This is a genomic window from Chryseobacterium capnotolerans (assembly GCF_021278965.1).
Classification (GTDB): Bacteria; Bacteroidota; Bacteroidia; order Flavobacteriales; family Weeksellaceae; genus Chryseobacterium; species Chryseobacterium capnotolerans.
This window is the reverse complement of record NZ_CP065589.1, coordinates 2212825-2226431: the sequence shown is the minus strand read 5'-3', so window position 1 is coordinate 2226431 and position 13607 is coordinate 2212825. Positions and strand designations below refer to the sequence as shown.

Below are 13607 nucleotides of genomic sequence, written 5' to 3'. Positions count from 1 at the left end.
AGATGCCTGTAGGAAAGGAAAAAATTCAATTCGATAGTAATAAATTTGTAATTGTTGATATACAAGGCAATATTTATGAATATGCGGTTCAGGATGAAGTTAATTTACTATCAGACATGGTAACGTTGAGAGGAATTTATCCATACAGTGGGGGAAATATAAGATATAATAATTATTACCTATCAAAAATTAAGACAAAAACTGATATTATTGAATTTTTATATGATTATGTTGATTATGCCTATGATAATCCAACCTCTTATATGAGGGGAAGCACTGAGGATTATGACATCCCGGATAATTACTATCGGTTCTTTGAAGTTAAATATATATCAAAAGTAACACAACATACCCTTCCAATATTAAAAGAAATCAAAGTTAATGCAAGAACAAGGGTTTCTTTTGGGTATAAAACGGATCCCAGGGCTGATGTGAAGAATAATTTCTCTAGAAAAATTTCTGCACTTGATAAAATAATGATCCAGGATGGAGGGGGCAGTTATAAAGTAGATTTTAACCAATCCTATTTCCAATCCTTGGGTAATGGAGGTGTAAATAATGATCTTACTACCTGGTTAAAATTAAATTCAGTCAAAATAAATGACAAACAGTATTCCTTTAAATATTACGAGGAAGACATCCCACAAAAAGATAGTGAAAGTAAGGATTTTTGGGGATATTATAGTAGAGATGGAGGTGAAAGATATAATGAAAAAAACTTTAAAACTTATTATTATCTGGGAGGAAAGAAACCGAACATAAATAATAGCCAAACAACATTATTAAAAGAAATTATTTATCCTACAAAAGGAAGTGATGACTTTTTTTATGAAAATAATACTTATAATGAGGCAAGTTATAACGAATATTCTGTAAAGGATATAAATGTTGGAGTGTATTATAGTGATGAACTGTCTACTGGAGGTGATTTTCATGAAGTTGTCCCTTTTGAAATAGCTCAACAGGTTAAATTCAAAATAAAATATAATATCCCAACTCCAACTGGCGGAGCTACATCAGGCTCCTATATTTTTTATGATTTAAAAAATAATTCAACAAATACGTTTGTACAGCTCCCTCCGATGTCTGATACAGGTGAAGCAGAGCTTACTTTAAATCCTGGGTCTTATTCTTTAAGTATGAAAACCAAAGGGCTTCCTGACCCTTATATACAACTTTACGGAGAAGAAATCGTTATGACGAATTCAGGACAGAAAAATCTGGTAGTTGGAGGAGTAAGGATTGCAAAAATAGTTTCAAAAGATAATAACGGAAATACCCTACTGAGCAAAAATATCAGTTATATTGATAATAATATTTCAACTGGCAAAATCTATGATTATCCTCTTTTATATGAACTGGAAAGAGCAAGCAGTAGCAAATACTATCCAGACTATTGTAAAGTACTTACTAAAGATTTTACGCTGGCTAAATATTACAGTACTTCAATTAGTGATATATTAGGATATAATGGAGCTACTGTATTTTATTCTAAAGTTACAGAAAGCAGTATCAGCAATGGCAATGATAATGGAAAAATTACTTATTCATTTTATGACGACGACGACCAAAAGCTATATTATGATACTCCATTTCTTTTATTTAATGATGATTCATGGAAGAGAGGGTTTATAAAGAAGCAGGAAATTTTTGAAAAAGGAAACTCAGCTCCTGTTAAAACAATAACGAATGATTATTCATTTATTCAAACTCCTTCCACTCAACAAATAGAATCAGGATTAGATTTTACAGCTCCTACTAAACCTAATGAATTTCATAAAATGAGTTATCAGTTTTTTGTTGAAAGTCCTCAGTATGCTTTGGGGTGTGCAGGTAGTTTTAAAGCACCTGCTGCCAGCTTTAGCTTCTATGGAAAAAAACTAGTATCTGCTCAGGTAAATAAAGACAAGGAAGTAATAGAAGAGAATCTAAATGGAAAATTATTAAAAACAGAAACTGAATATTTTTACAACAACCCTTTACACATACAGCCTACTTCACAAAAGATTACATTTCCTGATAAGTCTATCCAAGAAACAACTTTTCAGTATGCCCATGAAAAAGGAAATCAATATCTAATTAATAAAAATATAATAGGCATTCCTTTGGAAACAACAGTTGTTAAGAAAACGAATTCAGGAGATGCAGGAAAAACTATTTCAAAAATTATAAGTCTTTATCCAAACTCTGATACTGAGGCTAATAATAAAACATCCGGCTTACCATTGCCTATCAGCATATCCAGTCTGAATGTTCAGAGTAATACTCTTACAATAGATGTACTATTTAAGCAATATCACCCAATAAGTGGAAATCTCCTGCAATATAATCCCAAACCGGATGCCAATGGTAATAGCAGTAATCCAGTATCTATTGTCTGGGGATATAACAATACATTACCTATTGCTAAGATTGAAGGGGCTAATTATGAGCAGGTTTCTTCTTATATCAGTACTATTGTTGGTGCTTCTGATACAGACGCAGCAGCTGAAAGGAATAATGATGAGACTGAACTTCTGAAGGTATTGAATGACTTCAAAAATAATCCCAATCTTGCAGGATTTCAAATTACGACCTACACCTACGACCCATTAATCGGAGTAAGAAGCATTACCCCTCCATCCGGAATTAGAGAAATTTACCTTTATGATGATGCGGGAAGGCTTAAAGAAGTCAGAGAGCATAACAAAACAGGAAAACTGTTAAAAGAATTCAATTACCACTACAAAAACTAAGACGATGAAAAAACTTATAATTCCCATAAGCATGCTGCTGCTGCTGAGTCATTCAGTACATGGCCAGCTTACCCAGGGAGAAAACTATATCCAATCCAAAATCTATCTGGATTACAATGGAACGACTCCCACAAAAACCTCAGAAACCGTTCAGTATTTTGACGGTTTGGGAAGACCTAAACAGGTGGTCAATGTAAAAGCATCCCCATTGGGAAAAGATGTAGTAGTTCATATTGAATACGACCAGTTTGGAAGACGGGTTAAAGACTATTTACCCGTGCCTCAATCAGCAACTCTGAATGGCGGTATTATTCCCAATCCGTTATCCAATGCTTCCCAGCCTAATATTTATGGCTCAGAAAAAATTTATTCAGAGAAAATATTGGAAAACTCACCATTAAATAGACTCCAGCAGCAGATTCAGGTGGGTAATGACTGGAGTACTAAACCTGTAAAATTTGACTATGCAGCGAATGAAACAGGAGAAGTAATAAAATATATCACTACAACAACTTGGGAAAATAATGCTACTAAATCCACCATTGACCATGGTGGGATGTATGGAGCTGGTCAGCTTTATAAAAATACCGTTACCGATGAAGACGGAAACAAAACCATTGAATTTAAAAATGGTAAAGGACAAGTTCTATTAGTAAGAAAAGTAATAAGTGCTACAGAAAACGCTGATACCTATTATGTTTATAATGAGTATGATCAATTAGCATGGGTAATTCCACCTTTGTTATCCCAAAAACAAACCTGGGGATGGGATGATCAGCAAAATTTAGCTTATGAGTATCGCTATGACGGAAGAAACCGTCTTGTAGAAAAGAAGCTCCCAGGGAAAGGCTGGGAGTATATGTTATATGATAAAAAGGACCGTTTGGTCTCTACCCAGGATGCTAATCTAAGAGCTAAAGGACATTGGTTATATACCCAATATGACGAGTTTGGAAGAGTAGCAATAACAGGTATTTGTACCAACCAGGGAAACGGTACAAGACAGGGAGAACAGTCCGTTGCAGATGTGTTTGATAATAATAATGTGAAAAGAACCCCACAATCATTTTTCTATGTACAGGGAATGGACGTTTTTTATGATCCTAATGGAACTTACCCTAATGGGACCTGGGTGACACTCTTGTCAGTGAATTACTACGATTCTTATCCTGCTTATGGTTTTAATCCAACTTTCCCTACTACTATTCAAGAAGAGGCTACTTTAAAAGATACCGTTTCCTCTGAAGGAAAAAGCACCAAGGGACTTCCTGTGATGAGTCTGGTAAAGAATATTGAAGATGATAACTGGACAAAAAACTACAGCTATTATGACACCAAAGGAAGAATGATCGGAACCCATTCCATCAATCACTTGGGCGGATACACCAAAACAGAATCCAAACTAGATTTTGTGGGACTTCCAACTCAAGTTGTTACCAGGCACCTGAAAAAGCAGGGAGAAATAGGGGTAACTGTCAATGAGCGATTTGAGTATGATAATGCTAACAGACTGATAAAACACTGGCATAAAGTAGATGACCAACAGGAAGTAATATTGGCAGAAAATACCTATAATGAACTTTCGCAGCTGGTTAATAAAAAGGTTGGAAATAACCTGCAAAGTATAGATTATTCCTATAATATCAGAGGCTGGATGACTGATATTAATAAAAATGAGATGGCCTTGCCGGATCTTGGTGGAAAACTATTCTCCTATAAAATAAAGTATAATCAAAGAGAAGGACTTGAAAATCCGGATCCGGCTTTATTTTCAGGAAAAAATGTAAAATCCAGATACAATGGAAATATCGCAGAGATCGATTGGAGGGCTGTGGAATCCCTTGGAGCGAACCCATCTACAATTCCCAAAAGATATGGCTATGCCTATGATGGATTGAACAGGTTAACCGCTGGATATTACCAGAACCCAATGAACCCATGGACTAAAGAAAATACTGAATCTATGGATTATGACCTTAACGGAAATATCCTAAAACTGTACAGAACTTCTGTTACTGAAAATAACAATATAGCTACTGTTATTGATAAATTAGAATATAGTTATACAGGAAATAAGCTCACAAATGTTCATGATGTTTATAATAACCCTTCAGGCTATGAAGGTGGTGGAAATACCATTACCTATGATGCTAATGGAAATATGGAAAATATGCATGATAAAGGGATTAGTTCCATAGCCTACAACTTTCTCAATCTTCCTGATAAAATGAGTTTATTACAGTCAGAAGTAGGTCTTACTTATTTATATGGAGCCAATGGTACAAAACTTCAGAAAGTAAAATCAACTTATGAATGTGGTATTGTAGATTGCTATACTGTCAATACAGTTTCAGATTATTTAGATGGATTTCAGTACTTAAAAACCACCATGATCAGAAATGGTGGTGGCACTGAATTATTGGCTAAAAGTCGGGAAATGTCAAAAGCTATGGAAATACAGGCCTATACGCTAAGAAATAATGTTCCCATAGATCCCATAGATCCCATAGATCCCATAGATCCTGGAATAGATCCGCCTATTGGAGGGGGCGGCCTTATAGTGAAGATAAAGGATGCCGATCTATCTTTCTTTCCAACAGCAGAAGGGTATTACGATTATAAAAAAGATCAGTATATTTACCAATACAAGGATCATCTTGGAAATGTAAGAATAAGTTTTGGAAGAAACAGCACAGGTGCTCTTGAAATCACAGATGCCAATGATTACTACCCGTTTGGGATGAATCATTTGAATACTAGAAATGCATTCTTTGGTCAAGGTATTTATAAGAATTACAAGTACAACGGAAAGGAGCTTCAAGAGACGGGTATGTATGATTATGGTGCGAGGTTCTATATGCCGGATTTGGGAAGATGGGGTGTGATGGATCCACTGGCGGAAACTTCCAGACGGTGGAGTACTTACACCTATGCCTACAATAACCCAATTAGATTTATTGATCCAGATGGAATGCAAAATAAAGATATAACATTTGGTAAAAATATTTCTGCTGAAACTCAAAATAAAATTGTAAGTGATTTAGAGCAAGAAACAGGACTTAAACTATCTATTGGTGATAATGGTAAATTAAGTTATACGGAACCTTCCGATGCTAGTGGAAGTAAAACAGCCCGTGATATGATAAAAGGAGCAATCGATAATCATAGAACAGTATATAGTATAGACTCAGACAATAGTAAAGGTTCATCAATTAGTGGTGAACCTACAGTAAAAGGAGAATGGATTGGAAATGAATACGGTTTTACAAGCTATTTTGATTTAAACATTAATACTGACCAAATAGATGCTTTTATTTCAGGAACTAGTGAAGCTCTTAATCCTTTGACTATGGGATATGGAATGATAACTCTTCATGAAGTAAGTCATAAATATAATAATTTAATAGATGGTATTATTGGAGATGATGGAAGAGAGCTTTCGGCGACCTCTATATATGGTATGCAGGGAGATAATGAAAAAAAAGTTATTAATGTCATTAGAACTGAGTTAGATAATTCAAAAGGATTTAAACTGCCATTTGGCCAACGAAAATCTTATTCTCCAATGAATTCAGGAAGTTTTAATTTTAGTGCATTTAGTAGTGAAGCCTATTCTAAAGGACCGCTGAAAGTCGATCCTAAAAAAGATTTATATATCAAAACTCCTCAAAGATAATAAACTCAATAAAAGATATAAAATGAAAACTTATCAAGTACTTGTATATTGTGTAGCTCTTGTTACTTTTATTAGCTGTAATTCTCAATCGAAAACAATGTATAATGAAGCATATATGGCTATAAGCAATGATTTTATCAGCAAAGATATTTCATTAAAAGAGTTTGGGAAAGATGTTTCTGGATTATATATTTATGATTTAATCTACCCCTATCCTTTAGATAAAAATGATTCAAGTAATTTTTATAAAAATATTTTATCAGAAAAAGAAGAAATAAAACCTTTAAGAGAAGATAAGCATCTTAAAGAGTTATCTAATAAATATAAGAATATAAACTGGGAACTTAATGCTCAATTTAATACTATATTTAAAACCGTTGTGCAATATCAAGGGGTTCCAAATGGACCATTAAATGCTGCTATATTTTCTGAAATTCACGACAATCAATTAAGAATTGATGTGGTCCCTTTTTTAAAGGAAATCCCAAATATTGCGGATCAATTACCAAATACTACTTTAAATTTGATAAAACTAAAATTATAGAAAATAAAAAATGGACTGATCACTATGAGTGTTGGTAATAAAGACTATTGATTGGTAGCTTTAATTATAAGTACAATGGGAAGGAGTTGCAAGAGACTGGTATGTATGATTATGGTGCGAGGATGTATATGCCGGATCTGGGAAGATGGGGAGTAATTGATAATAAAGCTGAAAAATATTTTCCTTTCTCTGGTTATAATTATGCGGTCAATAATCCCATTAAATATTTAGACCCAGATGGAAATGATGTAATAATTTGGTATCTGGCTTCAGATGGAAAAATGCATACATATGATTATAAATATGGTGCAGGTTACACTGGAAAAAATAAGTACGTGGTTGCCTTTCATAGAGCAGCAAAGGCATTAATTGAATCTGGGGCAGGAGGTAACCTTAAGGCTTTAGATTCAAGAGAGGAGAAAGTATATGTAACAGATAATGGTTATAATGACAAGGATGGACCTAATTTCGACAATAAAGATAAAATTAGATGGAAACCTACTAAAGGTTTAAGAACTACAAATGGCAAAGAACTAACAGCAACAGCTATTTTAGACCACGAATTTGATCATGCAAATAATTGCTTTAGGGATCCGGAAAAACATATAATGAATGTCTTAAAACCTACAGGAGATAATTATGATAATGCCGAAGAAATGAGAGTTATACAAGGAAGTGAACAAGCCACGGCTAAAAAACTAGGGCTAATAAAAGGAAAAGAAGTCACTAGGAAAGATCATAGAGGAGAGTTATATGATACAGCAGGGGTAAATACAACAAAACCAAAACCAACTGAAATCCAAGAGGTGATAATAACCGTTAAAAAGAAAAAATAGTAATGAAAGTTATATTTAAATTATTTCTCACAATTTTTTTGTTTTTAGTTCTTAGCTGTCAAAAGCAAGAGGGACAAATGTATTATATTGATATGAGACTTAGTCCGGTAAGGTCAATAAATTGTGATAGTTTAAGATTACATCCCAATAAAAAACAACTTACTTTGTCTAACGATGAAAATAATAAATTAATAAATATTTTTTCTAAGTTAGAACCAGTAAAAAATAATCTAGATGTAGATGCAAGATTATATGGATTTGTTTATGACGGCTCTAAAAAGTTAGATTTTTGTTCCGGTATTGGAGTTATAGAATTAAATGGGAAAAAATATCTTGTAAATGATAGTTTGAGAGAATACATGATAAAACTAACATTGGGGAAAAAATAAACTCTATAATCATAAAATAATATAGCCGCCAAATTGGTGGCTATTTATCAATATAAGTACAACGGCAAAGAGTTGCAGGAGACAGGTATGTATGATTACGGAGCGAGAATGTATATGCCGGATTTGGGAAGATGGGGAGTAATTGATAATAAAGCTGAAAAATATTTTCCTTTCTCTGGTTATAATTATGCAATCAATAATCCCATTAAATATTTAGATCCAGATGGAAATGATGTTATAATTTGGTATTTGGCTTCAGATGGAAATAAAGAGTTTACGAAAACAGCGGGGCTATACCCAGGAATATATGTCTAAGATCATACCCCCTCGCTCCCGCACGATTGCATCGTGTGGTGGATATTAACTCTCCAGAAGTCTACCTCCCGACAAGAACATCTTGCTCATGTCTAGATTAAATATAAACAGGTTCTGCAAATAATCGATACCAAAAACTATTACCCATTTGGGATGAATCATTTGAATACTAGGGAGAAGATTTTATAGAAATTGTCTATTCAGACGAAAAACCAGCTTTCACTTAAAATAAAGCCATCCTCTCATTGGTATTAGCTTCTGGCTTCTTCTCCATAAATAAAATAGATAATTATAGGGCAATAGTAAAACAAAAAAACAGAGCAAAGCTGCTCTGTTTTTTGTTAAATAAAATATCTAATTATCTCTCAATCATAATGTTCTTCACAACCGTCTGCTCTCCAATTTTTAAAATTCCTACAAAAACCCCTCTATCCAGTGTAGAAACATTTATCTTAGTTTCATTGTTCACCTTTAATAAGGTCCTTCCTGTCACATTAGTAATTTCAAAGCTGAAGCTGGCTGTTTTATCCGGTAATTCAATATTAAGGATATTATTGGCCGGGTTAGGGTAGAACTTCACATTTTCTAATGGGTTTTGCGATGCTGACTTGTTCACTGTTAAAGTGGTAGAAGCAGCTGCAAAATGCTGTAAAGCTCCTACGGTGGCCTTTCCGATATTATAAACATATACAGGATCTACATTCGCAAAAGTATCTTTGGAACTATGGGGAAATGTACTTCTAATTCTTTCAAAAAAGCCGGTAATAACTTCTCCTTTCTGCTCAAAAGGGATGTAGTCAGTATCTGCAGCAGGATCTACAGCAGTCTGAAGTGGAGAATAGAGTGCTGTACAGTTTCTGAGCTGTTGTGTTACGGCAGCTGATGCCGCATTATTACTGGAAAGACCTCCCTGATCTTCATCACAGTACACCGTATTATTGTTATTTCCTTTTACGCCGCCTACCTGATCGAGGTTAAAGACCAATTTTATATCCAATTTGCGAACTCCGTTCTGATAAACCACATTATTCACGTAATGCGAACTTCCAATCAGGCCTTGTTCCTCACCGGAAAAATGAATAAACTTAATGGAATACTCTGTAGGTACATTTTGTAATATTCTGGCTGCTTCAAGAATAATAGAAGTACCACTTCCATTATCATTTACCCCAGGTCCGTTAATAGTATCAAAATGTCCACAAATAATTACATACTTATTAGGATAAAGAGTCCCGGTTTTAGTAATAATCAAGTTCTTTGAAGTTGCTGATCCGTAAGTAAAAGCACTTTCCGTAATTTGGCTGGCAGTATAACCATAAGCAAGATACTTGTTTTTGATCCAGTTTAAGGCATTAGTATTGGCTTGAGAACCGGTCTTTTTAATCCCAAAGTTACCAAAATCCTGAAGGTTTGTGGTGATGTTAGTCTGGGTAACCATATCAGCTCTGTCTTTATAAGCCTGAATAAAAGTTTGAGCAGCAATGCTCTGCACAATCAATGAAGTGCATAAAAGAGTGGTAATTCTTTTCATATAATTAATTTTTAAATGGTTGTGCTAATGTAGTGAATAAATCACAATAAAGTGTTTAAAATTTTATGGATGCCATAATTTTTTTATAAAAAAATTGAAAAGTAGTAGAGGAGTGGAATGTACCTTGCCTGGTACTAATATATCGAGCAATAAAAACCCCTCTGAATTATTTCAAAGGGGTTAATTATTTTAAAAAAGATTTTTTATTATTTAGCGACAATAACTTTCCTGACTACAGTTTGGTCTCCAGCTTTTATTACCCCAACATACGCACCGTTTTCAAGTTTTGAAATATTAACTTTAGCTTCATTATTTGTCTTAAACAAAGAGTGCCCCTCAAAATCAGTAATTTCAAAACTAAAATTCTTTATTTTGGAATCCGGAAATTCAATGTTGATGAAATCCTTTGCCGGATTAGGATAGACTTTTATAGATTCTAAATTATTTTTTACCGGAAGCTCATGGGTTCCCAAAGTTTGGGTAGTGGCAACTGCAAAATGCTGCAAAGCTCCTACAGCAGCCTTTCCAATATTGTAAATATACACCGGGTCAGTATTGGCAAAAGTGTCATTAACCGTATGGGGAAATGAGCTTCTGATTCTTTCAAAAAAACCTGTGATGATTTCACCTCTTTCCTCAAATGGGATATAGTCTGTATCTTCAGCAGGGTCTACAGCAGTCTGAAGTGTTGAATACAAAGCTGTACAATTCCTTAACTCTTGAGTAATCGTTGCAGATGCTGCATTATTACCTGGAAGCCCGCCTTGATCTTCGTCACAATATACCGTATTATTGGTATTTCCCATCACACCACCTACCTGATCCAGATTGAAAACCAGTTTAATATCCAGGACACGATTATTACCCTGATAAACAACATTGTCTACATAATGATAGCTTCCTAAAAGTCCTTGCTCTTCGCCAGAAAAGTGGATGAATTTAATAGAATATTCGGTCGGAATGGTTCTTAAAATTTTCGCAGCTTCTAACATGATAGAGGTTCCGCTTCCGTTATCATTCACTCCCGGGCCGGTAATTGTATCAAAATGCCCGCAGATAATCACATATTTATCAGGATATACTGTTCCTGTCTTTGTAATGATTAAGTTTTTTGAAGTTGTATTTCCAAAGGGGAAAGTATCTTCCTCCATCTGGCTAGCTGTATATCCATAAGAAAGATATTTATTTTTGAGCCAGTTCAGTGCATTGGTATTGGCTTGAGTCCCTGTTTTTTTGACTCCCCAACTGGCAAACTCCTGCAGATTGGTGATAATATCCGTCTGAGATACCGCCTCAGCTCTGTTTTTATAGGCTTGGATAAAACTCTGGGCGCTAAGAGTATGTGAGGCTATAGCAATCAGTAAAAAGGAGGTTATTTTTTTCATCGTGATTTATAAGACTTAATATATATTACCGAACCAGAAAATATCTATGAGTTATTTTTGGATGATCAGCTTTTTTAGTGAGATGGTTTTTATCTGTTTTTACTGAAATCATATACATCCCATTATTCAATGGAGTAGTATCTATTTTATTCTGATTCTCAGCACGAAGTATGATATTGCCTGTCATATCAGAAATTTCAACAGTAAATTGTTGTGGCTTTTGTGGAAGCTCCAGCGTTAATAGGTTCTTTGCCGGATTAGGATAAATGGTAAAATCCTCTGATAATTTTTGACCTGTAGTTTCCTGGGTTCCCAGAATATTATTGGTTGTTGTAGCAATCGCAAAATGTTGTAATGCTCCTACCGCTGCTTTACCTACATTGAAGACATAAACGGGATCTATATTGGCAAAAGTATCGTCTGTTGTGTGTTCGTTTTCACTTCTGATATATTCATAAAAGCCGGTAATAATTTCTCCTTTTTGTTCGAAAGGGATATAATCTGAGCTATAGGCATTAGAAGTAGAAGTCAGAAGCGGAGAATAAAGTCCGGTACAAGCAGCCAGCTCTTGGGTAATTGTAGCTGATGCTGCATTATTCCCAGACATTCCGCTGATGTCTTTTTCACATATTATCGTATTATTGTTATTACCTAGCTGGCCGCCTACCTGATCAATATTAAATACTAATTTGATATCCAGCTTACGGGTACTTCCCTGGTAGGCAATATTGTCTGCATAATGGTAGCTGCCTTTCAAACCTTGCTCTTCTCCTGAAAAATGAATAAACTTAATGGAATATTCAGTTGGAACATTTTGCAATATTCTTGCTGCCTCTAAAAGAATAGAAGTTCCGCTTCCGTTATCACTCACTCCAGGTCCGGTAATGGTGTCAAAATGCCCACAGATAATTACATATTTATCAGGATAAACAGTTCCTGTTTTGGTAATGACCAAATTTTTAGAACTTATAGGAGTACCATTAAAATCCAAGTAAGTAAAAGGATCTTCCTCAATTTGGCTTGCAGTATACCCATAAGAAAGATATTTATTCTTCAACCAATTCAGAGCATTGGTATTTGCCGTGGACCCGGTTGTCTTTACGCCCAGACTTTCAAAATAAGTAAGATTGTTTGTAATATTGGTTTGAGAAACCATATCCGCTCTGTTTTTATAAGCTTGTATAAAATTTTGGGCTCCTATATTTTGCAATGCTAGCGAGGTAAATAAAAAAACAGCGATCTTTTTCATTTATTCAATTGAATTATTTTTCGATTGCTAATATAAGGATTAATCGGGATTTTATTTCACAAATAAGTGTTGTTTATTTATATTTAATTGGTTTTTTGATAATGATAGGGTCTGTAGTATTATTTGACCTTAAAATTAATTTTATTTTAATCCCAATATCATTTCAGGCTTATTTTTTACATCCCATATCAAAAGCATTGAGCCTCAGCTAACCTTCTTGTTTGTAAACAAAAAATCCCGGGAAAAACCCGGGACTATATTGATAACAAAAATAGTATTCTACATTATTTTACTTGATCTACAACAGCTTTGAAAGCTTCAGGGTGATTCATTGCTAAATCTGCTAAAACTTTTCTGTTAAGCTCAATGTTGTTCTTTTTAAGAGCTCCCATAAATTGAGAGTAAGACATTCCGTGCTCTCTAGTTCCCGCGTTGATACGAGTGATCCAAAGTGCTCTGAAGTTTCTTTTCTTCTCTTTTCTACCACGGTAAGCATATTGCATTGCTTTTTCTACCGCGTTTTTAGCTACTGTCCAAACATTCTTTCTTCTACCGAAAAAACCTTTAGCTTGCTTAAAAATTTTCTTTCTGCGAGCTCTTGAAGCTACCGCATTTACTGATCTTGGCATAATTTAAATTGTTTTTTTGAAAAGGGCGGCAACTGATGTTACTCTTTATTTGCACCGTTTCAGGGTTAAATTGTTGAATTTGTTTTGAATTCTTATAAACCGAATATAGATTTATAAAAACTACTTAATTGCTAATTGACGTTGAACGCTTTTCTCATCCACTTTAGCTACGTAAGAAGTAGTAGTAAGATTTCTCTTCTGCTTAGTTTCTTTCTTAGTTAAGATGTGGCTTTTGTAAGCGTTTTTTCTTTTGATCTTACCAGATCCGGTAAGAGCAAAACGTTTCTTAGCACCTGATTTCGTTTTTAATTTTGGCAT

10 protein-coding genes and 1 pseudogene are annotated in these 13607 nt (G+C 34.4%); 6 read left to right on the top strand and 5 right to left on the bottom strand.

What is annotated here, in order from left to right; translation table 11 throughout:
* Positions 1 to 2 precede the first annotated feature (2 nt).
* From H5J24_RS10575 to H5J24_RS10550, 6 genes and pseudogenes are all read left to right on the top strand, one after another.
* Complete coding sequence (locus H5J24_RS10575; protein WP_232816292.1) at positions 3 to 2735, top strand: hypothetical protein; 2733 nt, start codon at positions 3 to 5, stop codon at positions 2733 to 2735.
* A 4-nt stretch (positions 2736 to 2739) separates the two neighbouring features.
* Positions 2740 to 6411 carry a DUF6443 domain-containing protein gene (locus H5J24_RS10570; RefSeq protein ID WP_068943211.1) on the top strand — a complete coding sequence of 1224 codons (3672 nt, stop codon included), beginning with the start codon at positions 2740 to 2742 and terminating at the stop codon, positions 6409 to 6411.
* A 22-nt stretch (positions 6412 to 6433) separates the two neighbouring features.
* Positions 6434 to 6955: a hypothetical protein gene (locus H5J24_RS10565; protein ID WP_232816291.1), complete on the top strand. Its 522-nt coding sequence runs from the start codon at positions 6434 to 6436 to the stop codon at positions 6953 to 6955.
* Positions 6956 to 7002: 47 nt separating this feature from the next.
* Positions 7003 to 7791, top strand: coding sequence for an RHS repeat-associated core domain-containing protein (locus H5J24_RS10560; protein WP_228407627.1), 789 nt, complete (start codon positions 7003 to 7005; stop codon positions 7789 to 7791).
* 2 nt (positions 7792 to 7793) lie between these two features.
* Complete coding sequence (locus H5J24_RS10555; RefSeq protein WP_068943214.1) at positions 7794 to 8180, top strand: hypothetical protein; 387 nt, start codon at positions 7794 to 7796, stop codon at positions 8178 to 8180.
* Positions 8181 to 8222: 42 nt separating this feature from the next.
* Positions 8223 to 8408: pseudogene (locus tag H5J24_RS10550) on the top strand (RHS repeat-associated core domain-containing protein); the annotation flags it as partial.
* Between the two features lie 445 nt (positions 8409 to 8853).
* On the opposite strand, the gene H5J24_RS10545 reads toward H5J24_RS10550, so the two are convergent.
* The 5 genes from H5J24_RS10545 to rpmI all read right to left on the bottom strand — a co-directional run bounded on the left by H5J24_RS10545 (position 8854) and on the right by rpmI (position 13607).
* On the bottom strand, positions 8854 to 10026 hold the full coding sequence (locus tag H5J24_RS10545) for a M28 family peptidase (protein ID WP_068943216.1): 1173 nt from the start codon (positions 10024 to 10026) through the stop codon (positions 8854 to 8856).
* 206 nt (positions 10027 to 10232) lie between these two features.
* Positions 10233 to 11411, bottom strand: a complete 1179-nt coding sequence (locus tag H5J24_RS10540) for a M28 family peptidase (protein WP_068943217.1) — start codon at positions 11409 to 11411, stop codon at positions 10233 to 10235.
* A gap of 25 nt (positions 11412 to 11436) precedes the next feature.
* Complete coding sequence (locus tag H5J24_RS10535) at positions 11437 to 12660, bottom strand: M28 family peptidase (protein ID WP_232816290.1); 1224 nt, start codon at positions 12658 to 12660, stop codon at positions 11437 to 11439.
* 284 nt (positions 12661 to 12944) lie between these two features.
* Positions 12945 to 13289, bottom strand: coding sequence for a 50S ribosomal protein L20 (rplT, locus tag H5J24_RS10530; protein WP_034694451.1), 345 nt, complete (start codon positions 13287 to 13289; stop codon positions 12945 to 12947).
* A 120-nt stretch (positions 13290 to 13409) separates the two neighbouring features.
* Positions 13410 to 13607, bottom strand: a complete 198-nt coding sequence (rpmI, locus tag H5J24_RS10525) for a 50S ribosomal protein L35 (RefSeq protein ID WP_002979658.1) — start codon at positions 13605 to 13607, stop codon at positions 13410 to 13412.

What these genes read in the sequence shown, in the direction of transcription:
- rpmI (WP_002979658.1), bottom strand. Translation starts at nt 13,607, where the DNA reads ATGCCAAAATTAAAAACGAAATCAGGTGCTAAGAAACGTTTTGCTCTT.
- H5J24_RS10555 (WP_068943214.1), top strand. Translation starts at nt 7,794, where the DNA reads ATGAAAGTTATATTTAAATTATTTCTCACAATTTTTTTGTTTTTAGTT.
- H5J24_RS10565 (WP_232816291.1), top strand. Translation starts at nt 6,434, where the DNA reads ATGAAAACTTATCAAGTACTTGTATATTGTGTAGCTCTTGTTACTTTT.
- H5J24_RS10570 (WP_068943211.1), top strand. Translation starts at nt 2,740, where the DNA reads ATGAAAAAACTTATAATTCCCATAAGCATGCTGCTGCTGCTGAGTCAT.
- H5J24_RS10535 (WP_232816290.1), bottom strand. Translation starts at nt 12,660, where the DNA reads ATGAAAAAGATCGCTGTTTTTTTATTTACCTCGCTAGCATTGCAAAAT.
- H5J24_RS10545 (WP_068943216.1), bottom strand. Translation starts at nt 10,026, where the DNA reads ATGAAAAGAATTACCACTCTTTTATGCACTTCATTGATTGTGCAGAGC.
- H5J24_RS10540 (WP_068943217.1), bottom strand. Translation starts at nt 11,411, where the DNA reads ATGAAAAAAATAACCTCCTTTTTACTGATTGCTATAGCCTCACATACT.
- rplT (WP_034694451.1), bottom strand. Translation starts at nt 13,289, where the DNA reads ATGCCAAGATCAGTAAATGCGGTAGCTTCAAGAGCTCGCAGAAAGAAA.
- H5J24_RS10575 (WP_232816292.1), top strand. Translation starts at nt 3, where the DNA reads ATGCCTGTAGGAAAGGAAAAAATTCAATTCGATAGTAATAAATTTGTA.